This is a genomic window from Acidobacteriota bacterium, assembly GCA_016716905.1.
Classification (GTDB): Bacteria; Acidobacteriota; Vicinamibacteria; order Vicinamibacterales; family SCN-69-37; genus SYFT01.
Genome location: JADJUS010000004.1, coordinates 814,745 through 839,222 on the forward strand (window position 1 = coordinate 814,745; position 24,478 = coordinate 839,222).

Sequence of the window (24,478 nt, forward strand, 5' to 3'; positions counted from 1 at the left end):
AGATGGACCCGCTGACCTGGAATCTGTTTCGCCGTTGCCGGCCGCTCTCGGGCCTGTCGGACCTCGCCATGCGCGAGATGTTTGCGGCAGCCGAAGAACGCGCGTATCAGCCCGAAGCGCTGATGATGCGGCAAGGGGACCCCGCCGACGGTCTCCTGATTCTGCTTGAAGGCACCGCGCATGCGCAGCTCCAGGACCAGTCCGGCGGCCACTTGCTCGGCCGCTTCAGGGGCGGCGACATCGTGGGTGAGATGGCGCTGGTCACGCGCGAGGCGCGGACCGCGGATGTGATTGCGGATTCACCCGTCAGGGCGCTCCTTGTTCCCACGGCCTCGTTTGATGCACTGGCCGTACGGCACCTTGAGCTGGGCCTGGTGCTGACGAAGCTCGTTGCGGATCGCCTCGGCCGCAGCTTTCATGACGGGTTCGGCGACAAGCGCATCGAGGGCTTCCGCATCCTGCAGAGCATCGGCCGCGGCGGCATGTCGGTGGTCTATCAGGCTGAAGAGGTGGCCACCGGCGACATCGTCGCGCTCAAGATGATGAGCTACCGGCTCATCTATGATGCGGCCGCATTGGCGCGCTTTCACCAGGAGTCCGCGCTTCATCAGAGCCTGGATCACGAGAACATCGCGAAACTCAAGCGGTTGTTCCCCGCCTACCGTACGTATTTCCTGGTGATGGAATTGTGCGATGGGATGGACCTGCGCCGCATGGTCAAACTGCGCGGGCGGCTGCCTGAGCCGCAGGTGAGGGCGATCCTTGGCCAACTCGCCTGCGCGCTCGAGTATGTGCACGGTCGCGGCTTGGTGCATCGCGACCTCAAGCCCGCCAACGTGATGATCACGCGCGAGGGCCGCGTGAAACTCACAGACTTCGGACTCGCCGTGCCGATCGCGTTGCCCGGTGATGACGAGACGGGAGCGGCCGAGGAATTTGTGATGGGGACGCCGGCGTTCATGGCGCCCGAGCAGCTCGATCGCGGCCGCCTCGATCGACGCACCGATGTGTATGCGCTCGGGTGCCTGGCGTTTGAACTGCTGACGGGCCGGCACCTGTTCAACGCGAAGAACCTGTTTGGCCTGGTGCAGGAGAAGGCGGAACTGCACCTGCCGCCCGCGGCCGACATCGGTGACGGCGTCAGCGACGAGCTCTACGACTTCATGTCACGCGCGCTGCGGGTGAATCCCGACGAGCGGCCCGACACACTCAGTGCGCTCGTGCCGTGGGCAGCGACGTGCGATCCGCCACCCTCGACCGTCGCCGACGAAGGCGCCGGCGACGACCCCACGGTGTGATTTGAGCAGCCGGGTCTGAAGACCCGGCTACACCGCTCAGCCTTTGGGCGCGACGTTGTTGTTCCAGATGTCGCGGTACACCTTGTACTCGCCGTTGCTCTGGCGCTTGTAGACCAGGATGCCCTTGACGTTCTGCTTGATCGGCTTGCCGTAGCCGATGATCTTGCCGGCCTTGTTACGCTTGATCGGCTTGTCCACGGCCGTGTCGTGGCCCTGGTCGAAGCCGTAGTCGCCGGCCATCCACATCACCTTCGAGATCTTCACCCAGTGGGTCTTGTAGCCGTAGAAGTAGTCGGCCACCCATTTCCGCAGGGGGCCGTGCCCTTTGACGAGCGGGCCATCCGGCTGCATCACCACGGCGTCTTTGTCGTAGTTGGCCATCACGCGGTCGATATCGTTGGAGTTGATCGCATTGACGTAGTTCTTGTGTGCCCTGACGATGGCGGGCGGAAACTTGCTGGCGGCTTTTTTGCTCATGGCTGAAGGGCTCCGGTAAGAGAGGGGTGGGGTAAGCGTCGCTATTCTGGTGCGAACGCGGCCGCCGGTCAACTATTCAATGTGTCGAGCAGCGCTTTCGCGTCCCTGAGGTCCCGTGTCTCGAAACCTTCCGTGAACCACCCGAAGACGGGGGCCAGCAGCGCGCGCGCGTCCTCGCGTTGCCCGCGCCGCGCCAGCAGGGTCGCCAGCGTCGTGGCGCCGCGCAGTTCCCACGACTTCGCCTGTTGCTCGATGGCGGTCTCAATCGACCCACGCAGCGCGACTTCCGCCTCATCGTCGCGGCCCTGGCGCATCAGCATCCAGCCCTTGAGACGGAGGATTTCCGGCAGCCAGAGGCGCTCGTGCCAGGCGGGCCGTTCGATCTGATCGATACACTCGTCGATGAGGTTGAGCGCCGTATCGAGATCCCCCTGCAGCGCCAGCGCTTCAGCGAGCGCCGACCTGAGAAACGGGACGCGTGCGTGACCACCGCGGCTCGTCCAGCTTTCGATGCCCGTGCGGAGCAGGCGGGCCGCGTCCGCCGGCCGTCCTGACTGCAGGTGCGCCAGGCCCGTGGCTTGCGGCGCAGACACCTGATAGATGAACGCGATGCCCTGTTCGCGGGCCAGGCGATCAACTTCGTCGAGTCTGTCGAGGAGCCGATCGGGCTCGCGCCGATAGACGAAGGTGTAGGCGCTGAATGTGAGGGCCCAGGCCAGGTTGAAGGCGTGGCCGACCGAGCGGGCGTGCGCGCCGCTGCGGTCGCTCATCTGCATGGCCTGGTCCGGGTAGCCCTGCATCCAGAGGAGCTGGCAGCCATACACTTCCACAAACGTCCGCAGGTCGTGGCCGGTCAGCTCAATCCATTGCTCGGCGCGTTGCGGGTCGTACAGCTCCAGCACGCGGTCCAGGTGCCGACGCGCCTCGGCAAGCTGCCCCTTGAAGAATCGGGGCACCATCACGGTGGCGTGTCCGAAGATCTGCAAATCCAGGTCGCCGGTGTCGCGGCCTTCATCGAGCAGGCGTTGGGCCCATGGCAGTGAATCGGCGATGCGGCCCTGCGTGATCGTACTCGTCCAGATCCACCAGAGGCCCAGCAGCAGGCTTCGTGTGTTGTGCTGGCTGGTTGCCAGCCTGAGAATCGCTGCGGAATTGGCATCGATCTCTGAGGCGGCCCATCCGCGCAGTCCGGCCCAGGCCGCGTTCAACTTCTCGCGGATGGTGAGTTCGATCGCGTCGCGGTCTCCTGATGGTGGCAGCTGGTTGAGCAGCGCCAGCCCTTTCTGGAAGTGGGCGACCGCTTCCACCAGGGCCACACGTTTGATGGCGAGTTCGCCGGCGTCGCGCCAGAGGGGGACGGCCGCCGCCACATCGCCGGCTTGTGTGTAGTGGTGCGCGAGCCATTCCGGCTCGTGGGCCACGCGGCTCGCAAAGTCCGTCGCGAGGACGCGCGCAATCATCGCGTGCAGCTGGCTGCGCCGGCTCTTGAGCAGTGAATCGTAGGCGGCGTCCTGCATCAACGCGTGTTTGAAGGTGTAATTGGCGTCCGGCGGAGTGCCGCGGCGAATGACCAGGCCGGCTTCGGCGAGTCGTTCGAGCGCCGCTTCGAGGCGTTCACCGGTGAGCGTTGAGACGCGTGAGATCAGGTCGTAGGAAAACTCTCGTCCGATGCACGCGCCAATTTGCGCAATTTCCTTGACGGGCGCCAGTCGATCCAAGCGGGCGGCCAGCGAGTCGCGCAACGAAGTGGGAATCGCGAGCGCACCCAGGGGCGCAAGCAGGGTGTACTGGCCGTCGTGTTCTGACAGCAGACCTGATTCCAGCACCGACTTGGTGAGCTCTTCCACAAACAGCGGCACGCCATCGGTGTGCGACAGGATTTCGGCGAGCACTTCGGGCGGCAGTGCGCGGCCTTCGGTGACCTTGTCTACCAACTGCGCCACCTGCGGCCGGCCCAGTCGATTGAGCGTGAGCGTGGTGACGCCGCGCTGGCCTGCCCACGGCGGCGCATGCTCGGGCCGGTACGTGGTGACGAGCAGCAGTGGGAAGTTCTGGATCTTCGGCACCAGGACCTCAAGCAGTTCCTGGCTGGTGGGGTCCACCCAATGCACGTCTTCAAACAACATCAGGACCGGCACGCGTCTCGCCCGCGCTTCCAGCTGGCTCGACAGGGCGTCAAGGATTTTCTCCTTTTGCTTCTGCGGCGAGAGCTTCAGGGCGGGGTATCGCGTCGTCGGTAGTGACAGCACTTCTGCTACGAGAGGGGCTGCTTCGGCTATCTCCTCCGCAGTGCCCACCAGTGCGGCTTCCATCTTGTCGAGTTTCTGGTCGGCGCTGTCGTCGCGCGAGAAGCCCGCCAGGAACTCGAACTGTTCGATGAACGGGTAGAGCGCCGAGTTCAGGTGATAGGGCGAGCACTGGTAGCGGATCACGGTGTGCGGCCCCGTGATGCGTTTGCGCAACGCCTGGCTGAGTCGCGACTTGCCGATGCCGGCCTCTCCGCCAATCAGCACCACCTGCCCGTCGCCGTGGGCCGCCTCCTGCCATCGGCGCAACAGGAGCGCGATTTCTTCGTCGCGGCCGATCAGTGGCGACAGTTCAGTGCCACCGTGCGCAGCCTCGAAGCGCCCTTTCGTTCGATGCACGGCATCCACGCGCCAGGCCTGTATCGGTTCGGCGAAGCCCTTGATCGTGCGCGTCCCGAGATCGGTGAGCGCAAATCCGTCGCGGATCAGCCGCCGGGTCGCCGGCGCGATGACCACTTCATGAGCCGCGGCAAGTCCCTGCAGGCGCGCCGCCAGGTTCGGTGTTTCACCCACGGCAAGGTTGGCCTCGGTATGGCCTTCACGAGACGCCTCGCCCACGACCACCGGGCCGGTGGCCAGGCCGATGCGCACGGCCAGTGGCTGCACGGCGGCAATGTCCTTCACCGCCTGGACCATTTCCAGAGCGGCGTGCACACCGCGCTGGGCGTCGTCTTCATGTGCCAACGGCCAGCCGAAATAGACCATCAGCCCGTCGCCCAGGTACTGGGCGACGTGTCCTTCGTACCGCGCGGCCACGTCGCCGCAGGCCTTGCGGTAGGTCTGCATCAACTCGCGCAGTTCCTCGGGGTCCATCCGTTCGGCCAGGGATGTCGATCCCACAAGGTCGCAGAACATCACGGTGAGTTGGCGGCGCTCGGCCCCACGTGAGACGGCCGGAGACACATCGACCGCTGCCGGAGCCTCCACGACCGCCGGTTGCCCCGCCGCGGCCAACGCCTGGATCTCGACCATCAGCCGCCGCCGCGGCCCGGTGGGAAGACCGAGCTGGTCGATATCGGATTGCGTGAGGTGGGGCAGGACGTCGAACGTGATCTCGTGTTCGGCGAAGAGTGGGGCGTATTTCTCGAGGCCGACGTGCTTCAGCCACTCCGCGGTGCGGGTCACTCGGCGGATTTTACTCTAGTGCGTTTGGTTTCACACGAGGCGTGAAGGGGCTGAAGGGGCGTCGATTCGGCGCGGCAAGGGACAGAAGATCGCGTGATCATGCTGCCGGGTGCGGCGAGGGAGTTGCTGGGGCGTGGCGACTCAACCTTGGCGGGCTTGGGGTGAAGAGTCCACAGGATCGGCTGCGACTCGCCTCGCGGGCTGCAGCCATGCGCGGGCGTTGCAGCCATGCATCTGTTGAGGTCTGAGGGCCTGACGGATATCATGCATCGGGTCAACGAGTTAAGGAGAGGCGACCTCCCACAGCGCCTTGCATGGCTGCAGGGGTTCGTTTGGCGGTCTACTCCAAGAGTAGTTAGCCGGACTGAATTCAGGATGCGGACTTCAAGTCAACTCCAGTTCTGGTGCTGCATCCTGATGGGAGTGGCCACACTCTCCGCATGCCGACAAGCGGATGAAGTCCCAACGATTGCGCAAGCGTCAGGCGCTGGTCAGTCGGGCATCGACGCGCAAAGGTGCGTCTACCGCGGGAATGGGTTTCGGTCTGGCGTGCACCCACCGCGCGAGGTCCATCGAGTGGAGCCAGACTTATCCGACTTGCCGCCGCTCGCCGGAGAACACGTCGCCATCATCGAGGTTCGAATCGATGCGGCCGGACTGGTCACGGAGAGTTGTATGCTGCGTGGGGTTCGCGAAGACGTGGATCGCAAGGCAGTGGAAGCCGTCAAGGCTTGGCGGTTTGAGCCAGCCCGTTTGCTAGTCGCTACAAATGACATGGGGAGTGGCGGGCGACTTGAAGCCGGGACGGCGGTACCCGTGTTCGCGACGGTCACGATGGAGCTTGGCCACCGGTGATGAGCGACGGCCGGCTAACACCTATCAGCCCTCCGGTTGTCAAGACGACAGACCCGTATCGTCACCGGGTGCGTCGCGTGTCCCAGTGAAGTAGGTCGTTACGGTCGCGGCCGTCCGTCGTCGCGGTCTTCGTTTCTCACACTGGTGCGTCAGATTGCGACGGCACCCAACACCTATTGAGGCTCAGCCTCCGCGTGGCGGAGTGCGAGCGCGTGCGCGCTCGCGGCCTAGAAACTCAGTCGTGCCCTTGTACCGGCCTCCTCATGACGGGCGACGTCACCGTGCGGTGCGTCCGTTATCTCCAGGCTCGGGGAAGGGGCCGCGGCAATCGGGGCCGCGCGATGCAGCGAGGCGAAGGTGAGCGTCTCATCATCGGCGGGGCTGCCGGACTTGGGGTCCATGATCATGCGGCGGCGCTCGGGGACGCACGAGTGCACGATCCTGGGGACTCAGTCCCGAGTGGCTCCACTTAGACGTCTGGTTCGTCCCACCCTCGCCTCGCTACGCCGCGAGGAACTTCTCCATCGAGAAGACGGTGTGGCGCGCGAGCATGTAGTAGACCGCGCGTCCGATCTTGTGCGCGAGGATCGAGAGCGCTTTCCCCTTGCCGTGGCGCCGTTCGAGCCGCGCCTTGAGCCGTTGGCCCTCCCGGTTCTGACGCAGAAACGTGACGGCCGCTTCTGAAAACGCCCACTTGAGATGGACATTGCCCTGCTTCGCGCCTCCACCCCCGACGACTTTGCCCGCCGATTCGTGGCGGCCCTTCACCAAGCGGGCATACGAGGCGAACTCCTGCACGCGGTCGAAGCGCGTGATGTCATGAATCTCGTAGAGGATGGTCAGCGCGAGGATCTTGCCGATGCCCGGCACGGACCGCAACCGGTGAAACGCGTCGGCATCGTGCCGCTTCGCTTCGCGGACGATGGTCAGTTCCAGATCCGTGATGAGTTCATCGTAATGATCGATCAGCGACAGGTCGACCTCGACACTCTTGCGCACGCTGGGATCCGGGAAGTGGTCCGGGACTCCGTCGCGATTGGCCGCGTAGGCCAGGCGCTTCTCGAACACGGGCAGATTGTATTGGGCGCGGGTGTTCTGAATGTGCGCGAGGAGCTCGCCTCGCTTCCGCACGAGGTGGAGCCGCCGGCGAAGCAGGTCGCGGGTCGATCGCATCGTGGCGGGGTAGACGTACGCTTGCGGCAGCAGGCCGCCTCGCAGCAGGACGGCAATCTTGTGGGAATCGATCTTGTCGTTCTTGGCCTTGCCGCCGTGGATGGCCTTCATCGCCAGGGGCGTGCCCCAGCACGAACGCGATGCCGTCGTCCGCACAGACATCGGCCAGCCAGTACCACGTGAACATGCACTCGACCGCGACGACCAGGCCCTGGCGATAGGGCGCGACGACGTCGCGGAACGCCTCCGGCGTCGATGGCATGTTCCGGTGCACCAAGACCTTGCCGGCCGCATCGAGGATGCACACGTACATGGTCTTCACGTGGAGATCGATCCCGCAATAGTGCTCGTGTGTCTGGTTGTAGAATCGCATTTGGTCCTCCTTCTGCGCGCTCTGCGCATTCACCCTGCTACGAGCCTACCGTCACGGTGGAGCAGGAGGAGGGCTGTATGAGAATCATCGGCTTGCAGCCGACGGCGGACGGTGCAAGCATTTGATTCCGCCGCGGCTGAAGCCGGGCGTTAGACCGTCGGAGGCCTATCGGCCATCAGATGTCCGGAATGCCAGCCCTTTGATTCACATGACACCCTCGGTCGCTCTTCGAGCGGTTCGCTGGATTCACACCATCGTGTGGGCGTTCTTTGCCAGCGCCGTGTTGGCGGTGCCGGTCGCGGCATGGCAGCGCAGGTTTCATCTCTGGTTCTGGCTGTCCGCTATCGTCCTTGTTGAGGTCGGTGTCCTAGTTGTCAACCGATTCAGGTGCCCGTTGACGGCCGTGGCCGCTCGCTATACGACCGATCGTCAGCCCAACTTCGACATCTACTTACCGGTGTGGCTCGCCCAGTACAACAAGGAAATCTTCGGCTCTATCTTTGTGCTGGGCTTGGTCCTAGGGTTGATCCGGTGGTTGACGTGAGCAAACGCTCTTGCCGTTCACACAGGCGGTCTAACACGGCTTGCAGCCGACGGCGGATGGTGCAAGCATTCAGTTCCGCCGCGGCTGAAGCCGGGCGTTAGGCCGAGTCAGATTGGACGACCAGTGGCAGACATTCTTCAGGACTTCCCGATTCAGGTACCACCGCACCGAGTATTCGAGGGCGTCAGCCAGCCCGCCATGCTCGATCAGTGGTGGACCCTTCGATCAAGCGGGCAGCCCTTAGTCGGATCGGTGTATGAGCTCGACTTCGGGCCGAACTATCTCTGGCATGCGGTCGTGACCGTTGCTCAACCGGGTGCCGCCTTTGAATTACGGCTGGTCGACGCCGACCGCGACTGGACCAACACCATCGTCGGATTCGATCTGACGGCATCTGGAACCGGCACGATAGTGCGGTTCCGCCATCTCGGCTGGCCCGAACCCAACGAACACTACCGGACCTCATGCCACTGCTGGGCCCTGTACCTTCGAATACTGCGGCGCCATTTGGAGGTCGGCGAAGCTGTCCCATACGACAGGCGTCTCGATGTTTGAGTTACGGGCGCAACGGGGGCCGGCCTAACTCGGCTTGCAGCCGACGGCGGCGTATGAAATCGTTTGGTTCCGCCGCGGCTGAAGCCGGGCGTTAGGCCTCTCGGCCAGCGTTTGGCTCAGATTGATTGAACGACTACAGTAGACCTGTGACTACGACCGTGCTGACACGTCATGAAACCGAAGCGCGGCTGACCGCCGTGGCGCCGGAGATTCGTGCGCTCGGGGTGGTCCGGTTGGCGCTCTTCGGATCCGTCCTACGCGATCAGGCGCGGCCCGACAGTGATGTCGACTTCCTTGTCCAGTTCGCGCCCGGCCAGAAGACCTTCAACCATTTCGAAGCCCTGGCAGACCTGCTTGAGCGGCAGCTCGGACATCGGGTTGAACTCGTGACGACAGAAGCGTTGTCGCCCTACCTGGGGCCGCGCATTCTCGCCGAGGCCAGAGATGTCCTTCGAGCCGCGTGACTATCTCCGGCATATCCAAGTCGAGATCGACTACCTGATCACGAAGAGCGACGGCGTCGTACTGGACCGTTTTCTCGACGACCCCACGCTGCAGCGCGCCTTCGTTCGCAGTCTTGAAATCATTGGCGAGGCGGCCAAGCGTGTTCCAGAGACATTTCGTGCCGAGCATCCGCAGGTCGCCTGGCGCGGCATTGCCGGCATGCGCGACCGCTTGATTCACGGGTATTTCGGCGTGGACTACACCCTGGTCTGGGACGTGGTCACCACAAGGATCCCGGAATTGCGGGATCAGATCTCATCGATACTCAAGGCCTAACCCGCGTTGCACCAGACGGCGGCCGGTGCAATGATGGGCCGCCGCTGGTGAACGCTAGCGTTAGCCGGACAAAATCGAGGTGCAGCCTATGTTCCGTTCACTTCTCGTGATTGGCGCCGGTTTGATGGCCAGTTGGGTATCAGCCAACGACCAACAGTCGTCGTCATCAACGTACTTGCGGGGCTCCACCGAGCGAGAGATCGTGGCCGCAGCCGAGCAAGACGCTGGGGTCTATCCGACCGGCACTCGTCCTCCCCAGCGCTTGAAAGCTCTGTTCTCATCCCCAGAGACCTCGGGCACGACCGAACGTAGGTGTGTCGTCGGCCGCGGAAGCGGGCCACTCCGGTCTGGCGAATTTGTGGTTGGCGGGGAGCTCTCTGGAACAGATTCGCCCGATCCACGAAAGCGGGCCGCGCCAAAGATCTGGTGGTCGCCGCTACATCATCAACCGAAGATGGACCTCCTGGTCCGGGCTCGACGCGTTGGCACCGACGGCGAGTACCGCTTTGTGGGCGTTACCGTCGCGCACGCAGTACCGGGGCCAGGCGCGGTCATCCCTGAAGCCGAACGTGAGTACTTCTTTCCCTCGGGCATTGCGTTCTTACATTCAGGTACCTGGATCCTCGTTGCGACTCAGGGACCTGACTGGGGATGCTTCGTCTTGACCATGCCTTCAGTGTCGGCCGGCTAACTTGGCATGCAGCCGACAGCGGCGCGTGGCAGAATGAGCGCCGCTGCGGCTGATGCCCAGCGTTAGGCTGCGTGAACCGGGGTCTTCGCGGCAAGAAGGCGGGCCACATCCGTGGGACTAGCACCCAGTCGAAACAGCGAACGCAACAAGAGGTCGGTGCTGACCGTTCGGTGAGCCGCCTCCATTTTCGCCACACGGGACTGACTGGATCCCAATCGTTCCGCGAGCGCAGACTGCGTCAATCCGAGTCGTTCCCGACGACGCCGGAGTCCGTCTGCGAGGGCCAGTTTCGCATCAATGAATCGGCGCTCCTCGGCCGACAATCCGAGAAAATCTCCGGCGTCGCCGACGACCCAACCGGCGCGTTCCAATTGCCGTTTCTTCTCAGTGCGCATCTCGTGTTCCTTTCGTGGCCTTGTGGCACTTCGCCAGTCGCTGGCGGCAGGCGTCCAGCACCGCCTTCGGCGTCGTATCCGTCTTCTTGGCGAAAATATCAAGCACCACGACCGCGTCGTTAGCCAGGTGGTACATCACTCGCCAGTTCGCCTCGCCGTCACGGATCCGAAGTTCGTGGCAGCCGCTGCCAATCGTTGGCATCGGTCTCGACGCCGGCAATCCGAGCAGTTCGCCCCGCTGCAATCGCCGCAGGAGAAACCCAGCCTCAACCCGAGCGGCGTCGCTCAGGGGTGGCGTCTTGACCTCCCCCTTGAGCCACACCAACGGCTTGTCGTGCGGACTCATGACGTGTCATTATATGTCGCATCTGACATGTACGCAACGCAGCCTAACTCGGCATGCAGCCGACAGCGGCGCGTGTCATGATGGGCGCCGCTGCGGCTGATGCCGAAGCGTTGGGCTGACCGGGACCAGCCGAACGATCAGGTCAGGAAAGGATCCGTTAGGATTGGGGTATGCCTGAAACCACAACACGGGATCAGATTCGAGAGGCGATCGACCACTTGCCGCCGGATGCGACGTTCGAAGATGCCATCGAGCGGCTCGTGTTCCTGGCGAAGATCGAGGCCGGGCTCGCGGAACTCGACGCCGGCAAAGGTGTTCCACACGATGAGGTGAAGCGGCGCCTCGGACTGTGACGCCGATCATCTGGTCGCCCCAAGCGGCAGACGATATTGTCGGGATTCAAACGTACATCGGTGCGGATTCGTTTCAGTACGCCGAGTTGGTGGTGCGCCGCATCATGGCTCGGGTCGAACAACTGGCGAGCTTTCCAGAGTCAGGGCGTGTTGTCCCTGAGCGTCATGACGCTGCCATTCGCGAATTGATCGTCAGGCCATACCGCATCGTCTATCGGTTTCAGGGTTCGGCCGTTGAAATCGTCACCGTGTTTAGGGGCACGCGGGAGTTCCCGGCCGACGTCAAATAGGCAGCCCAACATCGCGTTGCACCAGACGGCGTCCGGTGCAATCAAGTGGCCGCCGCTGGTGAACGCTAGCGTTAGGCCGACATGAAGCCACGTCTCGTCACGGCCAGAGGAGATCACATGCGTCGCTTTGCAGTAATCACCGGTACTGTCTTGCTGGGTGTCCTTGGGGCCGTGCAGTTGTCTGTCTTGGCGCTGGACCAGGCTCCTCCCCAGACCCAGATGCGTACCGACAAGGGCCTCTACCTCCACACGGTGGTGGAGCCCGGCTACGACGTCACGGTGACCGAGATCGAGCGCGGGGTGAACTACTCCGTCCTGGACATGAAGGGTTTCGTGCCGACCGTTACTGCGGGAGGTGTCGTCCTGTTTCGCGCGGTGTACGACATCGCGCGAGAGCGCGGGTTCAGCCATGCATTCCTTGTGCCTCCGCGACAGCCACAGCGCCCCCCAGTGGGTCGCACCGACAAAGGGCGGGACGTGTCAGGTGTGACGAAGGTGTTCATGATCAAGGATCCACAAACAGATCCGAAGGACCTCTTGGGCGGCGACTATTCTGTCGAGGCCCAGCAACTCTACGACAAGCTCGGGTACACGTCGATCGCCCAACTGGCGGCCCTGTTCGTCGGGCCGGGGCGGACGCGCGAACCAGACAACGTAGCGATCGCGCTGCCTAACCGCGGGCAGGCCGGCTCGCTGCAACTGGTCGGCGAATGGAAGGCCGTGCGCGGTGAATTTGGGGGCACTCCGTTGCCGGCGTCTCAGCTTCCCAAGATCGCAATGAAATTCGAGAAAGACGGGCGTTGGACCGCAGAGGGCGGGGAAGCGATCTGGACCGCCGACGAGTCAACGGTACCTAAAACGCTGGATATCACGCACACCGCGGGCCGGAGTAAGGGCAAGACACAGCTGTGTATCTATGAGGTTACCGACGACAGCCTCACGATCCTATTTGGGACATTGGGTGAAGGAATTCGCCCCACCATGTTGACCGCGACCAGCGAGACTCCCAGTGCCGTTCTTTTCGTCTTTGCTCGCGTCAAGTAGCGTGGTCAGTCCTGGTCGAGGGCGTGACACCGCCTGCGGGCTTGGGAGGAGACGATGAAGTCGAGAGTTGTTGTATCTCTGTGGGCCATGGCTGTTTTTGTGCCCGTACTCTGCGTGTTCGCTGGTGACTGGCTGTTCTGGAACGTGACCGCGCGCCCCGGTCGATTCATGGGAGAGCCCGGCGTCACCATCATGCAGGGAATCATCGCCGCATTGCCGTTCGTTGTGCTCGCAGCCATCGCGCCGGCCAGGATGCGAGCGACCACTGGGGCAGTGACCACAGCACTCGTCTCGGCAGCGGCGATCGGCTTTGCTGTCACGGTGGTGGTGTGGGGAGCAAACTACTACGATGGATACGAGTACTGGAAGAATAACGGCAAGGGTGGCGCCAACATTGGCGCGGGAATGCTCATACTGGCTTCGCCCTTTCTGACGGGCGTTCTCATGACGGTCGCGTTCCGAGTGTCAATGACCGTCACCGGGCGACATCGTAAAGAGAGGCAGGCCTGACCGGCTGCCGCCGCCGACAAGAGGCGCGTCTGCTGGTCGATTTGGGTCTGGGCCGTAACCGTCAGCGAAACGCGGCGCCCGATCAATCGAGCCGCCGCGGCTCATGCCCCAGCGTCCAGGTGGATGTGACGCCCACCTATCCAGAAGTGATGGCTGCGTTGCTGAAGCTCCCGGAAGACGAACGGGTTGATTTGGCCATGGCCCTGTGGGCGAGCCTTGGCGACTCCAGCCGAGCGGCTGCCTTGGAGCTCACACCTGAACAGTCGGAAGAACTCGACCGACGCCTGCAGGAGCACGTGGCAGATCCGGCGACCGCCGTGCCCTGGGAAGCAGTTCGAAAGAGGCTCTACGCCGGACGATGAGCTTCCCGGTTGTCTTTCGGCCGCAAGCCGAGCGCGAACTGCTTGAAGCCGAACAGTGGTACGAAGATCGGAGCCCCGGCCTCGGACGCAAGTTTCGCACTTTCCCTATGGCCTGTTCTTCGCGTTGGTCGACGATTGTGTCGTGGTCGTAGGCGTGTTGCACGCGCGCCGGGACCCCGCAGAGTGGAAATCGAGGCGTTGAGGTCTAACTTGCGTTGCACCGGACGGCGTGACGTCGAAGGTGAGGCGTATACTCAGAACGGGGAGGTTCGATGACGACAAAAGAAACCGTCTTGGCCGTTCTTGAGCGCCTTCCGGACGACTGCACGATTGAAGACGTGCAGTATCAGCTGTACGTGACCCAAGCCATCGCGGCTGGCCAAGCCGACGCCGAAGCGGGTCGGGTTGTTCCCCACGAACTCGTTGAAGCCGAATTGCGACGCAAGTGGTTGGTCGGGTCCGACAAGTAGCGTGGGCTGCGTCGGCGTCAGCGTCGCTCGACGAAGTCGTCGCGTACATTCACAAAACGTCTCCACAGAACGCCCAGCTGGTACTTTCAGATACCCTGGCAGCCGCCGAGCGCTTGTCGCACCTCGCCGAACGCGGCCGACTGGTGCCCGAGCAATCCCATCCGCCGACCCGAGAACTGTTTGTTCGAGGATTTCGGTTGATGTACCAGCTGACCGAGACCCAGGTAACCATCGTCGCATTCGTCCGAGGCCGGCGGAGCTTTGCGTCCGCAGAGGGTGCCGGGGACGCGGGCTAACTCGGCATGCAGCCGACAGCGGCGCGTGTCAGAATGAGCGCCGCTGCGGCTGATGCCCAGCGTTAGGCTGCATCAGCGAACCAATGGCACTTCGTCCGAACCCTTCCCTCGAGACTGCGATCCGCAGCCGTGTCGCCCGAGTTGCGGTAGGGCCCTCTACCGTTCGCGGTAATCCGCAGGGAACGGCTGAGGCGGCGCGACGGGCTCTTCGCGCGCTCCCTCTCAGGACCTTCTCGGTCCGCAATGCCGGCGCGTTTGCAGGAGCACTCGACCGCGCAACAGCTCGGATCCGGTCCGAGTTGCCCGCTGGAGGGCAACGTTGGGGCGTAGCGCGGAAGGTGTTGAACATTTACCTCCGCGATTGCGTGTACAGTGCGCACCTGCGCTCTGTTTACAATCTTGGCCGCGTCGAGGCCTACTGCGAGGTGCCGCTGGACTCAATCACCGCGAAGCGATTACGCGCGGCCAAGCAGGGTGCTGAATTGCCGCTGTGGCCAGGCGTCAGGAACCTTACGCCTCAGGTGAGCGCTCAATATCAAGCAGTGGCTGCGGAAATCGGTAAGGCCTCCAGAGTGAAGCGGGTTCATCTAGACGTCTTTTGGTGGTCCAAGGAGCGAGACACCTAAATCGATGCCGCCTAACAAGCGGCTGCACTTGACGGCGGCCGCGGTAGTATCCGGGCAATTCGCAATCAGGTCGGGCGGCCGCCGCAAGTGAGCCGCGAACGTTAGGCTCGTAACGACGTACTGTAGAGCGACGGCACACATGGGGCTTCGACATGAACAGGCACGTTCTCTTCCTCGCCCTCCTTAGCCCGGCTCTGCTTGCGATGGACCTCTCTGCCAGCGTGCAAGCTCTTCCCGCCGGCGCGCAGACAGAATGGATTGTAGCGGGGCCTGAAGAACTCGTGCTCTATCTCGCGTTTGACCCCGCAACGGTCCAGGAGCGGTTGCCCTCACATCTTCGATTCACCACCATCGCGGAGCTCGCTTCCGGCGACGTCGTGTGGGCAAGGGACTTTCTCGGGCGACACCCAACGAAGCAACTGTGGGGAGTCTCCTTCCTCGAACTTGTCCGGGCGCGCACCTTCACCATCGATGGCCGCGCGCCAAGCTGGCCAGCCGATGGGGCCTTCGCTCTATGGTTTGCTCGTGTGGCCCCATCCGACCCCTCCACCGACCTCGGCCCAGGTCGGCCACTCCTCGCCCTCGACTTCTGGCTGCCCGACCATGCCTATGTCAGCTACATGAGCAGAAAGGGTTACTACGCCTCATATGGCGCTGGCCGCCTCAGTCCTGGCCCTCGAGGGCAATGGTCTGGCTCCCTTGTGGTCGACGGTCTCACTATCTCCGCTGAATGTACGCCAGCCGGCCCTGTCACCGGCGGTCCAGGCTCGGCCGGTATGCAGACCATCTTCCCTCCTGCTTCATCAGCGGTAACTGACCTCGTCCGGATCGCTTTCGCAGGTCACCGGGAACAGGCGTGCGAGGAGACCGCCCCATCCTGGATCTTCCGCGGCTCACACCCGCTCGCCAGCGCCGTCGCCCTTGAATCCCCAACCTTCCAGTTCGGCTACCACCTCCGCGGAGGCACCTATCGACACCCGTAGCGTGAGCCTCACTTGCCGTGCAGCCGACGGCGGCGCGTGCCATGATGAGCGCCGCTGCGGCTGACGGCTGGCGTTATGCGGCTTGAATGTCCACGCCGAGCCGATCGAGGCAACCCATGGCGCTACTGAATCGCACCAAAGAAAACCCCTGGCAGCTCAAGACACCGCCGGGAACATCAGAGTTCACGATGCATGTCGACGAAAGGGATGGCAAGAAAGTCTTGGCGTGTACTGTTGGGAAAACCGGCCTCACATCGGCGCGCAGCCGACAGCGGCGCGTGTAAGAACGGGCGTCGCTGCGGCTGATGCCAAGCGTTGGAGGGATGGGGGCTCACCTTGGTGAAAAGGCCACGAATGACAAAACTCAAAGTGACCGGCGGCATCCTGGTTGGATTCGGAACTGTGCTCGCGGGAGTCGCGACCTTGGCCATCTTCGGGGTCGTTCCGCTGACTGTCAATTTTTTCGGCCTCAATATAGATACGCAGGGCGAGCGCCTGGCCTGGATCGCATCTTGGGCTGCCGTGGCTGTCGTAGGATTGTTGTTTCTCTATCTCGCTCGGACTGGTCGGCGGGGTGAATCCGACTAGCGAGCGCTTGAATTGTGGTCAATGATGAACACGGATCCACTTGAAACTCGACGACTGCGACTGGTGCCCAAGACCCTGGCGGATGTTCGTGCGCAGATCGACGCGATGGACGCGGGCCAACGGGCGGAGTTGTCACCAGCCTGGCTTGCTCAGCTCAATTCGACACGCGTGGATCTCTGGACACTTGGATTTGACATCCTCGATCGGGGCACGGACGCGGTTGTGGGGACGTGTGGTTTCAAGGGGCCTCCGGGAGCCGATGGGGTCGTGGAGATCGCCTACGGCGTGACGCCGGACCAGCAGGGCAAGGGCTATGCGACTGAAGCCGCGGAGGCGCTCGTGGCATACGCCTTCGGTGGAAAACACGTTCGCCTGGTCCGGGCCCACACCCTTGCGGCGACAAATGCGTCCACGCGAGTGTTGACCAAATGTCGCTTCAGATTCGCGGGCGAGGTCGACGATCCAGACGACGGGTTGGTCTGGAGATGGGAACGGCAACCCGATTGACGGCGTCGTACACACCGTTCACCAAGTCGGTGGATGCGCCGAACGGCTATCGATTTCACCTTGAGGTAGCTCCATCCGATCTGGGAGAAGGTCGGGTGGGGCTTCGGGGCAAGGTGGAAACTCGTGAAGGGGGGGCGGGTGGCGCGGGCAGACCGGACACCCGGAGCCGACGTGAAGCGTCCTGACTTCTCGAATGAGACCTCAGGCTTCAATCTGATTCCGTTCGCCAGTATGGCTGGCGGGTGGCTGAGCCCGCTTCTGATGTTTTGGCTCTACGTGTGGGGGCCGCTCCGGCCGTTTCATTATCCGGATGGCGAGTTGTTGCCGCCGCTGCCGCTGCTGCTCGCGGGTTTCGGTCTTGGCCTTGCGGTATGGTGGCTTCCGGCGTCTTACTATCAGGTTCGCGCGTTTGAGCGGAACGGCCGCCTCTACGAGAACCTCGGCGTGCGACACTTTCGTTGGTTCGTTCCGGATGGAGACGCGGCCAATCGTTGGCGCCGTCGGAGCGATCCGGCCTTTCGCATCATCCGCAACCGGCACTATGCACAGGCGTTCCGCTACAGAACGGAATTGAGTGAAAAGAGCCATCTCGTCATGCTGGTGTTTGGCGCCATGTCAGCCAGCTTCGCAATGGCGATCGGCTGGTCCGGCTGGGCTATTTACCTGACCGTCGGCAATGTGCTCGTCAATCTCTACCCAATCCTTCTGCAGCGTTATACTCGCGCCCGCCTCAGTGCACTGCTGAGCCGTCACCATCTGGCATCAAGAGACCACCATGCCCGCCTCCAAAACTGACAAGAGTTCCATGCCCGCTGCCCGGAAGCCCGCCAAGCGCACGGCGGCACAAGGTAAATCTGCCTCGATGTTGCCGGAGAGCATGATCACCGGCAAAGCAAGCCCCGCGAGGGTGGCGGACGGCGACAAGCCGGTCTTTGCCTACATCGCCGGTACGGCCCTCAAACCGGTTCCGCCGGTGGCGATGGGCAAGTCTACGCGGGGCGTGGAACTCACATCCGTGGAAGACCTCGACGAACGCCAGGTCGCGACGTGGATGAAACAAGTGGCGGCCGTGCCCGGTGTCGGGGGGAAGAAGGGGCAGGCACAGTGATTGCCCGACCCTTCCTTCCGGCGAAAGACTTTGATCTATCCAAACGTTTCTATGAAGCCCTCGGCTTCACCAAGGTGCTGGATGGCGAAGTGGCCATCTTCCGGGTTGGGGCAAGCAGTTTTCTCCTCCAAAACTATTTCCAGAAGGAATGGGCAGAGAACTTCATGATGCAACTCATGGTGGACGACCTGGATTCCTGGTGGGCGCATGTATCGTCACTCGCACTGCCCGAAAAATTCGGCGTGCCTGCACCAAAGCCACCGGCGATGCAGCCCTGGGGCCTGCGGATCGCCTACGTGGTCGATCCGTCCGGAGTGCTGTGGCATGTTGCGCAACGACGCCCGGGCATCTCGCATGACGAATAGTTGTGGTACCGTTTGGCGCGCATCTATCTGAAGGAGACACACGTGGGCGAGCGACACCAGTTCTTGCTGGATGAGAGCAAGCTTCCCAAAGCCTGGTACAACATCAACGCGGACATGCCGGTGCCGCTGCCGCCATTCCTGCACCCCGGCACCATGGAGCCGCTCACGCCCGATTTCCTGAGCGTCCTGTTCCCGATGAGCCTGATCCTTCAGGAGGTCAGCGCCGAGCGATACATCGAGATCCCCGAGCCAGTGCGTGAGATCTATAAGCTCTGGCGGCCGACGCCGCTGCTCCGTGCCGTGCGGCTTGAACGCATGCTCGATACGCCCGCACACATCTACTACAAGTACGAAGGTGTGTCGCCGGTGGGGTCGCACAAACCCAACACGGCCGTGCCGCAGGCGTTCTTTAACAAAGAAGCCGGCACGAAGGCCATGACCACCGAGACCGGCGCCGGCCAGTGGGGCGCGGCCATGGCGATGGCCTGCAACTTCTTCAACATGGACCTGGAAGTGTTCATGGTGAAGCTCAGCTACGGCCAGAAGCCGTATCGCCGCATCATCATGGAAAACTTCGGCGCCCAGGTGTACGGCAGCCCGAGTGACCGCACTCATGCCGGCCGTGCCGTGCTGGCCCAGGAACCCGATAGCCCGGGCACGCTTGGCCTCGCGTTGTCCGAGGCGGTGGAAGCAGCCGCCACAAGCGGAGGCGCCAAGAAGTACTCTCCGGGCTCAGTGCTCGGCCACGTGCTGATGCACCAGACGGTGATTGGCCTGGAAGCCCTGCAACAGATGGAAATGGCGGGCGAGTACCCCGACATCGTCATCGGATGCGCAGGTGGAGGCTCCAACTTTGCGGGTTTCGCCTACCCGTTCCTGCACCAGAACCTGACGGCAGGAAAGACGAGCCGGATCATTGCCGCCGAGCCGGCGTCGTGCCCGAGCATGACCCGCGGCCGGTACACCTACGACTGGAGCGACATGGCGGCTTCTGCTCCCATCGTCAAAATGCATACGCTGGGACATACCTTCGTCCCTCCGAGCATTCATGCCGGAGGCCTGCGGTATCACGGCATGTCTCCCAGTGTGAGCGCGCTGGTGGAGCACGGCGACATCGAAGCGCGCGCGGTGGGGCAACTCGACACGTTTGCTGCAGCCGTGCAGTTTTCCAAGGCCGAGGGCATCATCCCGGCTCCCGAAAGCGCGCACGCCATTCGGGCCGCCATCGACGAGGCGCTTGTCTGCAAACAGACCGGCCAGAAGAAGGTCATCGCCTTCAACCTCTCCGGCCACGGGCACTTCGACATGATGGCCTACGAGGCCTACCACCGCGGGCAGTTGCAGGACTACGAGTACCCGGCGGAGAAAGTGGCCGAGGCGATGGCGCACCTGCCGAACGTGCCGGGTCGCTGAAGGGCCTGCCATGGCCAAGCCTGCAACCTTCCTGCCCAAACGGATCCTCGTGCATCTGGACACGACGTCCGACCGGCGGCCTGCGCTCACGCGGGCGCTTCACCTGGCGCAGCACTCGGGTGGATCTCTGCGGATCGTCGATGTGCTCGCGCCGTTGCCCCGGCATACGCCAAACCTGTCGGGCCTTGAACGTCTGCTGCGCACAACGATAAAGGGCCGCTTGTCGGAGGCCGCAGCCTTCGCCAGGCGCATGGGGGTGTCGGCCACGGTGACACTCCTTGAAGGCGACGTTGCGGCGATGCTCGTGGAAGCGTCTGTCGCGTGGCGCGCCGACGTCGTGTTGCGGTCGCACGGCGTCCGCCACGAAAAGCCGGGTCCCATCGGCCCCATTGACAGCCAGTTGCTGCGCGCCAGCCCGAGCCCGGTGTGGTTCGTGACGCCTCGACAGGCTGACGGAGAGACCATGGTGGTGGCTGCGGTTGATCCCGACCCGGGCGATTCGCCGCGCCACGACCTGAGCGTTCGCGTGGCACGCACCGCACTGGCGGTTTCGGCGGACACAGGCGCCACGCTGCACATCGTGCACGCCTGGACGGCCTACGGCCATCAGGTGCTGGCCTCGCACACCAGCAGAGCTGGGCTCGTGGAATATGTCGACGCCTGCCGGAAGGGCGCCCGTCAGCGGTTCGATGCACTGATCCAGGACGCACAGGTGCCGGCTTCCGTCCAGACTCACCTGATCGAAGGTGAAAGCGACGGTGTCTTGACGCAGTTCATTGAGCGCCGCCGAACGTCGCTCGTCGTGATCGGCACGGTGGGCCGTACCGGGCTGGCCGGCCTCGTGGTGGGTAACACGGCCGAGCGCGTGCTTCGAGGCGTTCGGTGTTCGGTCTTGGCCCTGAAGCCGGCTGCGGCGCGCACGGCGTCCCGTTAAGTCGCTACAGCGCGAGCCACGTGGCCGTCAGGTAGATCGCCGTTAACCCAACCAGCGTCCACGACACGCGCCCGAAGAGTCGCGGCGGGCGTGCCGTCAGTCCGACAATGACAATCGCCGACATGGTGGCCGCTGCGATCGCGGTGATGGCATGGCCCTGTGACACCGCGGCGAAGATCGGCCCGTCCGTGAAAAACACGTCGTCAACAGCGAAGATGGCAACGTTGAACATGTTGCTGCCCAGCACGTTGGCCACAGCCATGTCCCACGCGCCAAGACGCATTGCCGCTAGCGACACCACCACCTCCGGCAGCGACGTCGACAATGCCACGAAGGCGGTTCCCACAAATCCCTGAGCCAGGCCGGTGGCATCGGCGAATCGGACCGCCAGGCCAGGCAAGTTGGCGGCAGCGCCCACCAGCACCACTGCCGTGCCGGCATAACGCCAGAGGGCGCCCTTGAGTGAGAGGTGCGCGTAGCGTGCGCCGAGGCCTTCGCTCTCGGCCACCTGATCATGCGTGTGTTCGTAGTTGTAGATCGAACGCACGGCCATCATGTAGCCGCCGAACAAGACGATGCTCGGTGCGCCGACCCAGCCGATCGAGGGCCAGCGGGACGCGGTCAGGATTGAGGCGGCCAGCGCCAGCAGGAGTATCGCGCCCAGCGCCGCCGACAGAGTGTGCACGGGACGGAGCCGATGGAACAGAGGCTTTGGTGACAGCAGATCGAGCACGCCGAGGATCAGCAGATTGAACAGGCAACTGCCGACCACATCTCCGGCAGCAATCTCGGGAGCGCCAATGATCGATGCGCTGACGCCCGTCACCAGTTCCGGCAACGACGTCACCGACGCCATCGCGATCACGCCGACCCACGCCTGCCCGAGGCCGGACCGCTCGGCAATGACGTCGCCGTAGTACGACAGCCGCGCGCCGCTCACGACAATCACTATCGCGCAGAGCGCGAACAGCGTGACGATCATCAGCATTGACACATCAGGACTCCTGTCGCGAATGCAGGTGACGCAGGCCTTGCCCAATCACTGCGGGAATGGCCGCCAGGCCTGTCACCGTCATCCAGTCGCGCCATGACATCGGCGTGGTGTGAAGAATATCGCGCAGCGGCTCCACGCTGACCGCCAGCACCTGCAGCCCAACCACGAGCGCCACGGCCGCCAGCGCCCATGGATTCGCGATTATTCGTCGTGGCGCGGTGACCGGAGCATGACTTCGTGCGGTACCCAGGTGAAAGAGTTGCGCCAGCGCCAGCGTCATAAACGCCATCGTCTTGGCCCCCGCAGGCGTTGAAGGCTCAGTCCACCAGAAGGCGACCAGCGTGACTGCGGCAATGGTGGTGCCGTGGAACGTGATAGCCCGCAGGAACGGCGCCGACAGCATTGCAGCGCGTGGATCGCGGGGCGGTCGCGACATCACGCCGGGCTCGGCGGGTTCCATGGCGAGCGCCAGCGCCGGGAACGTGTCTGTCACCAGGTTCAGCCACAGGATTTGAATCGGCAAAAGAGGCAGGGGGCCGCCGGCAAGTCCAGCCACCAACAGCACGATGATCTCGGCGAGGTTGCAGGAGAAGAGATAAAAGACGAATTTCCGGATGTTGTCGTAGATCACCCGGCCTTCCTCGATGGCCGCACCGATGGTGGGGAACCAGTCGTCCTGCAACACCACGTCGGCCGCTTCGCGCGCCACATCGGTGCCCCGGCGTCCCATCGCCACGCCCACATCCGACTGCTTGAGCGCTGCGGCGTCGTTGACGCCGTCGCCCAGGAACGCCACGATCTCGCCTCGGCCCTGCAGCGCGGCGACGATGCGAAGCTTGGCCTCGGGACTGACGCGTGAAAAGGCGCCGATGCCGGGCAGCGCCTCGCCCAGCGCGTCGTCGCTCCAGTCGTCAACCGTCTGGCCCGCAACCACATCGTCTTGCTCTTCCAGCAGGCCCAGGTCACGCCCGACCGCCCGAGCCGTCAATCGCTGGTCTCCCGTGATCATCACCGTACGAATGCCGGCGCTCTTGAACTGTTCGATCGTCTCGCTGACGCCGCTGGCCGGAGGATCGATCAGGCCGACGAGCCCCAGAAACGTCAACTCGGTGAGCGCCTCCACGTTGTGTGCGGTCACTGTGGCCGATGCGAGTGCGATGACCCGCAGGCCATCGGCGGCGAGCCGGCTATTGACGGCTTCGATCGCTGAGCGCGCCGGTGCGTCAAGCGGCTGCTCTTGACCGTCCGCGTCGAGCCAGCGGCGAGACCGATCGAGGAGCGCTGCCGGCGCGCCCTTCACGCAGGCGATCAAGGTGGCGTCGGGCCGGCGATGGAACGTGGCCATCAAGCGGAGGTCACTTGAGAACGGCACCTCACCAACCTCAGGCCATTCCGTCAGCAGGCTCTCACGAACGTGGCCGGTCTTCTGCCCCAGGACGATCAGCGCGACGTCGGTGGGGTCGCCCTTGGCGACCCACGCATCGCCTTCGCGTACGGCCGCGCCCCGCCCAGCAAGCACGGCCACGCGAATCGCCAGGTCGAACGGTGGGTCAATCGATGGGCTGACGTCGCCCTCGGGCGCGTAGCCACTGCCGCTGACCACGTGATCGTGCCCGGCGATCCACACGTGAGTGGCGGTCATCTCGCCTGCAGTCAATGTGCCGGTCTTGTCGGTGCAGACCACGGTCACTGAACCCAGCGACTCGACGGACGGCAGGCGCCGAACGAGCGCGTGCCGACGCGACATGCGGCGCACGCCCACCGCCAATGCGATGGTGGCCACAGCCGGAAGTCCCTCGGGCACCGCTGCCACCGCCAGCGCGATGGCCGTGGTGATGATGTCGGGCCATGCCATGCCCTGGAGCCATCCGAGCGCGGCCACGACGGCGGCCACGGCCAGCGCCAGCCAGACCAGTCGGCCACCGAGCGCATCCAGGCGAAGTTCGAGCGGCGTGCGGCCTTCCTTCACGGCAGACACCATCACGCCAATGCGACCGATCTCTGTCTGCATGCCGGTGGCCGTCACGACGGCGGTTGCGCGCCCGTCCACCACCACCGTGCCGCTGTAAAGCATGCAGGAACGCTCGGCGAGGGGAGCCGCCGCAGGCGCCACACCGATCGTCTTGCCCACCGGCACTGACTCACCGGTGAGCGCGGCCTCGTTCAGCCGTAGTCCGGTCGCGATGATCACCCTCGCATCGGCGGGCACGGCGCCGCCGGCTTCGACGACGATGATGTCGCCGGGGACGAGAGCGGCCGCCTTGATCTCTGCGAGCCCGTCTGCCTGTCCGGGCCCGGGGGGCTGGCGCCGCACCATGGCGCGCCGGGGCGTGAGCGATGAAAGTGCCTCAATCGCGCGGCGAGCGCGGAGCTCTGTCACGAATCCCAGTGCCGCGTTGAGCACCAGGACGGCGCCAATGGCAGCCGCGTCCATGGCATCGGCGGTGAACCAGGCCACGACCGCAGCGCCGGCGAGCAAGCCCACGACCACGCCACGGAACTGTTCGATGAGGATTTTGAATGCGGACTTCGGTGGCGCCAGTGTCAGCACGTTGCGGCCGTGCCTGGCACGCCGCTGCTCAACGTCAGCAGCGGTCAGTCCCTGAGGCGTGGCCTCAAGTGCCGCTAAAACGTCTTCCACTGGTTGGGCGTGCCAGACTGGAACAGTGGACGCCATCCGCCCACTGTAGCAATCTACGAGATTCGCCGCTCGTTTC

General features: G+C 63.8%; 28 protein-coding genes and 1 pseudogene. 22 read left to right on the top strand and 7 right to left on the bottom strand.

Annotated elements, in window-relative coordinates:
• The first annotated feature begins 2 nt into the window (after positions 1-2).
• Entirely contained in the window at positions 3-1,298 is a 1,296-nt protein-coding gene (locus IPL75_07535; protein MBK9240110.1) for a protein kinase, read from the top strand.
• 36 nt (positions 1,299-1,334) lie between these two features.
• On the opposite strand, the gene IPL75_07540 is transcribed toward IPL75_07535, so the two are convergent.
• On the bottom strand, positions 1,335-1,775 hold the full coding sequence (locus IPL75_07540) for a nuclear transport factor 2 family protein (GenBank protein ID MBK9240111.1): 441 nt from the start codon (positions 1,773-1,775) through the stop codon (positions 1,335-1,337).
• A gap of 68 nt (positions 1,776-1,843) precedes the next feature.
• Complete coding sequence (locus IPL75_07545) at positions 1,844-5,206, bottom strand: AAA family ATPase (protein MBK9240112.1); 3,363 nt, start codon at positions 5,204-5,206, stop codon at positions 1,844-1,846.
• Positions 5,207-5,581: 375 nt separating this feature from the next.
• Between IPL75_07545 and IPL75_07550 the strand changes: the two genes are divergently transcribed.
• Entirely contained in the window at positions 5,582-6,061 is a 480-nt protein-coding gene (locus IPL75_07550) for an energy transducer TonB (GenBank protein MBK9240113.1), read from the top strand.
• Between the two features lie 501 nt (positions 6,062-6,562).
• Here IPL75_07550 and IPL75_07555 read toward each other — a convergent pair.
• Positions 6,563-7,607: pseudogene (locus tag IPL75_07555) on the bottom strand (IS110 family transposase).
• Between the two features lie 208 nt (positions 7,608-7,815).
• Here IPL75_07555 and IPL75_07560 point away from each other — a divergent pair.
• The 5 genes from IPL75_07560 (at position 7,816) to IPL75_07580 (ending at position 10,177) form a co-directional block, all read left to right on the top strand.
• Positions 7,816-8,151 (top strand): hypothetical protein, encoded by a 336-nt coding sequence (locus IPL75_07560; GenBank protein ID MBK9240114.1) that lies wholly within the window; start codon positions 7,816-7,818, stop codon positions 8,149-8,151.
• 123 nt (positions 8,152-8,274) lie between these two features.
• A complete protein-coding gene (locus IPL75_07565) occupies positions 8,275-8,706 on the top strand; it encodes an SRPBCC domain-containing protein (GenBank protein MBK9240115.1) in 432 nt (143 codons plus the stop codon).
• Positions 8,707-8,864: 158 nt separating this feature from the next.
• Positions 8,865-9,170, top strand: a complete 306-nt coding sequence (locus tag IPL75_07570; GenBank protein ID MBK9240116.1) for a nucleotidyltransferase family protein — start codon at positions 8,865-8,867, stop codon at positions 9,168-9,170.
• A complete protein-coding gene (locus IPL75_07575) occupies positions 9,151-9,486 on the top strand; it encodes a DUF86 domain-containing protein (protein MBK9240117.1) in 336 nt (111 codons plus the stop codon). Before IPL75_07570 ends, IPL75_07575 begins: the two co-directional genes overlap by 20 nt.
• Before the next feature lie 88 nt (positions 9,487-9,574).
• On the top strand, positions 9,575-10,177 hold the full coding sequence (locus IPL75_07580) for a hypothetical protein (GenBank protein ID MBK9240118.1): 603 nt from the start codon (positions 9,575-9,577) through the stop codon (positions 10,175-10,177).
• A gap of 62 nt (positions 10,178-10,239) precedes the next feature.
• Here the strand turns inward: IPL75_07580 and IPL75_07585 are convergent, their stop codons facing one another.
• Positions 10,240-10,572 carry a helix-turn-helix transcriptional regulator gene (locus IPL75_07585; protein ID MBK9240119.1) on the bottom strand — a complete coding sequence of 111 codons (333 nt, stop codon included), beginning with the start codon at positions 10,570-10,572 and terminating at the stop codon, positions 10,240-10,242.
• Positions 10,562-10,918: a type II toxin-antitoxin system RelE/ParE family toxin gene (locus IPL75_07590; GenBank protein ID MBK9240120.1), complete on the bottom strand. Its 357-nt coding sequence runs from the start codon at positions 10,916-10,918 to the stop codon at positions 10,562-10,564. The genes IPL75_07585 and IPL75_07590 overlap by 11 nt, the downstream gene beginning before the upstream one ends.
• Before the next feature lie 170 nt (positions 10,919-11,088).
• Between IPL75_07590 and IPL75_07595 the strand changes: the two genes are divergently transcribed.
• The 15 genes from IPL75_07595 to IPL75_07665 all read left to right on the top strand — a co-directional run bounded on the left by IPL75_07595 (position 11,089) and on the right by IPL75_07665 (position 20,767).
• The gene (locus tag IPL75_07595; protein MBK9240121.1) at positions 11,089-11,271 is read left to right on the top strand and encodes a hypothetical protein; all 183 of its coding nucleotides are present in this window, start codon (positions 11,089-11,091) and stop codon (positions 11,269-11,271) included.
• The gene (locus tag IPL75_07600) at positions 11,268-11,561 is read left to right on the top strand and encodes a type II toxin-antitoxin system RelE/ParE family toxin (protein MBK9240122.1); all 294 of its coding nucleotides are present in this window, start codon (positions 11,268-11,270) and stop codon (positions 11,559-11,561) included. Before IPL75_07595 ends, IPL75_07600 begins: the two co-directional genes overlap by 4 nt.
• Positions 11,562-11,642: 81 nt before the next feature.
• Entirely contained in the window at positions 11,643-12,605 is a 963-nt protein-coding gene (locus IPL75_07605) for a TIGR03067 domain-containing protein (GenBank protein MBK9240123.1), read from the top strand.
• 54 nt (positions 12,606-12,659) lie between these two features.
• Positions 12,660-13,115 (top strand): hypothetical protein, encoded by a 456-nt coding sequence (locus tag IPL75_07610; GenBank protein MBK9240124.1) that lies wholly within the window; start codon positions 12,660-12,662, stop codon positions 13,113-13,115.
• 41 nt (positions 13,116-13,156) lie between these two features.
• Positions 13,157-13,477 carry an addiction module protein gene (locus IPL75_07615; protein ID MBK9240125.1) on the top strand — a complete coding sequence of 107 codons (321 nt, stop codon included), beginning with the start codon at positions 13,157-13,159 and terminating at the stop codon, positions 13,475-13,477.
• 272 nt (positions 13,478-13,749) lie between these two features.
• Positions 13,750-13,947, top strand: a complete 198-nt coding sequence (locus IPL75_07620; GenBank protein ID MBK9240126.1) for a hypothetical protein — start codon at positions 13,750-13,752, stop codon at positions 13,945-13,947.
• Positions 13,923-14,243: a type II toxin-antitoxin system RelE/ParE family toxin gene (locus tag IPL75_07625; protein MBK9240127.1), complete on the top strand. Its 321-nt coding sequence runs from the start codon at positions 13,923-13,925 to the stop codon at positions 14,241-14,243. Before IPL75_07620 ends, IPL75_07625 begins: the two co-directional genes overlap by 25 nt.
• 778 nt (positions 14,244-15,021) lie before the next feature.
• Positions 15,022-15,852, top strand: coding sequence for a hypothetical protein (locus IPL75_07630; protein ID MBK9240128.1), 831 nt, complete (start codon positions 15,022-15,024; stop codon positions 15,850-15,852).
• 354 nt (positions 15,853-16,206) lie between these two features.
• Entirely contained in the window at positions 16,207-16,440 is a 234-nt protein-coding gene (locus tag IPL75_07635; GenBank protein MBK9240129.1) for a hypothetical protein, read from the top strand.
• A gap of 21 nt (positions 16,441-16,461) precedes the next feature.
• A complete protein-coding gene (locus IPL75_07640) occupies positions 16,462-16,947 on the top strand; it encodes a GNAT family N-acetyltransferase (protein ID MBK9240130.1) in 486 nt (161 codons plus the stop codon).
• A 171-nt stretch (positions 16,948-17,118) separates the two neighbouring features.
• Positions 17,119-17,742 (top strand): hypothetical protein, encoded by a 624-nt coding sequence (locus IPL75_07645; protein ID MBK9240131.1) that lies wholly within the window; start codon positions 17,119-17,121, stop codon positions 17,740-17,742.
• A gap of 67 nt (positions 17,743-17,809) precedes the next feature.
• Entirely contained in the window at positions 17,810-18,055 is a 246-nt protein-coding gene (locus tag IPL75_07650) for a hypothetical protein (protein ID MBK9240132.1), read from the top strand.
• On the top strand, positions 18,052-18,420 hold the full coding sequence (locus tag IPL75_07655; GenBank protein MBK9240133.1) for a glyoxalase: 369 nt from the start codon (positions 18,052-18,054) through the stop codon (positions 18,418-18,420). The genes IPL75_07650 and IPL75_07655 overlap by 4 nt, the downstream gene beginning before the upstream one ends.
• 42 nt (positions 18,421-18,462) lie before the next feature.
• Complete coding sequence (locus IPL75_07660) at positions 18,463-19,833, top strand: TrpB-like pyridoxal phosphate-dependent enzyme (protein ID MBK9240134.1); 1,371 nt, start codon at positions 18,463-18,465, stop codon at positions 19,831-19,833.
• A 10-nt stretch (positions 19,834-19,843) separates the two neighbouring features.
• The gene (locus tag IPL75_07665; GenBank protein ID MBK9240135.1) at positions 19,844-20,767 is read left to right on the top strand and encodes a universal stress protein; all 924 of its coding nucleotides are present in this window, start codon (positions 19,844-19,846) and stop codon (positions 20,765-20,767) included.
• A 4-nt stretch (positions 20,768-20,771) separates the two neighbouring features.
• On the opposite strand, the gene IPL75_07670 is transcribed toward IPL75_07665, so the two are convergent.
• Both IPL75_07670 and IPL75_07675 read right to left on the bottom strand, forming a co-directional pair.
• Entirely contained in the window at positions 20,772-21,755 is a 984-nt protein-coding gene (locus IPL75_07670) for a sodium:calcium antiporter (GenBank protein ID MBK9240136.1), read from the bottom strand.
• A 7-nt stretch (positions 21,756-21,762) separates the two neighbouring features.
• On the bottom strand, positions 21,763-24,438 hold the full coding sequence (locus tag IPL75_07675; GenBank protein MBK9240137.1) for a cation-translocating P-type ATPase: 2,676 nt from the start codon (positions 24,436-24,438) through the stop codon (positions 21,763-21,765).
• Positions 24,439-24,478 lie beyond the last annotated feature (40 nt).

Excerpts from the sequence above, each read along its gene's own strand:
- IPL75_07535 (MBK9240110.1), top strand. The coding sequence starts at position 3 with ATGGACCCGCTGACCTGGAATCTGTTTCGCCGTTGCCGGCCGCTCTCG.
- IPL75_07540 (MBK9240111.1), bottom strand. The coding sequence starts at position 1,775 with ATGAGCAAAAAAGCCGCCAGCAAGTTTCCGCCCGCCATCGTCAGGGCA.
- IPL75_07550 (MBK9240113.1), top strand. The coding sequence starts at position 5,582 with ATGCGGACTTCAAGTCAACTCCAGTTCTGGTGCTGCATCCTGATGGGA.
- IPL75_07560 (MBK9240114.1), top strand. The coding sequence starts at position 7,816 with ATGACACCCTCGGTCGCTCTTCGAGCGGTTCGCTGGATTCACACCATC.
- IPL75_07575 (MBK9240117.1), top strand. The coding sequence starts at position 9,151 with ATGTCCTTCGAGCCGCGTGACTATCTCCGGCATATCCAAGTCGAGATC.
- IPL75_07580 (MBK9240118.1), top strand. The coding sequence starts at position 9,575 with ATGTTCCGTTCACTTCTCGTGATTGGCGCCGGTTTGATGGCCAGTTGG.
- IPL75_07585 (MBK9240119.1), bottom strand. The coding sequence starts at position 10,572 with ATGCGCACTGAGAAGAAACGGCAATTGGAACGCGCCGGTTGGGTCGTC.
- IPL75_07590 (MBK9240120.1), bottom strand. The coding sequence starts at position 10,918 with ATGAGTCCGCACGACAAGCCGTTGGTGTGGCTCAAGGGGGAGGTCAAG.
- IPL75_07595 (MBK9240121.1), top strand. The coding sequence starts at position 11,089 with ATGCCTGAAACCACAACACGGGATCAGATTCGAGAGGCGATCGACCAC.
- IPL75_07605 (MBK9240123.1), top strand. The coding sequence starts at position 11,643 with ATGAAGCCACGTCTCGTCACGGCCAGAGGAGATCACATGCGTCGCTTT.
- IPL75_07610 (MBK9240124.1), top strand. The coding sequence starts at position 12,660 with ATGAAGTCGAGAGTTGTTGTATCTCTGTGGGCCATGGCTGTTTTTGTG.
- IPL75_07620 (MBK9240126.1), top strand. The coding sequence starts at position 13,750 with ATGACGACAAAAGAAACCGTCTTGGCCGTTCTTGAGCGCCTTCCGGAC.
- IPL75_07630 (MBK9240128.1), top strand. The coding sequence starts at position 15,022 with ATGAACAGGCACGTTCTCTTCCTCGCCCTCCTTAGCCCGGCTCTGCTT.
- IPL75_07635 (MBK9240129.1), top strand. The coding sequence starts at position 16,207 with ATGACAAAACTCAAAGTGACCGGCGGCATCCTGGTTGGATTCGGAACT.
- IPL75_07640 (MBK9240130.1), top strand. The coding sequence starts at position 16,462 with ATGATGAACACGGATCCACTTGAAACTCGACGACTGCGACTGGTGCCC.
- IPL75_07650 (MBK9240132.1), top strand. The coding sequence starts at position 17,810 with ATGTTGCCGGAGAGCATGATCACCGGCAAAGCAAGCCCCGCGAGGGTG.
- IPL75_07665 (MBK9240135.1), top strand. The coding sequence starts at position 19,844 with ATGGCCAAGCCTGCAACCTTCCTGCCCAAACGGATCCTCGTGCATCTG.
- IPL75_07670 (MBK9240136.1), bottom strand. The coding sequence starts at position 21,755 with ATGCTGATGATCGTCACGCTGTTCGCGCTCTGCGCGATAGTGATTGTC.
- IPL75_07675 (MBK9240137.1), bottom strand. The coding sequence starts at position 24,438 with ATGGCGTCCACTGTTCCAGTCTGGCACGCCCAACCAGTGGAAGACGTT.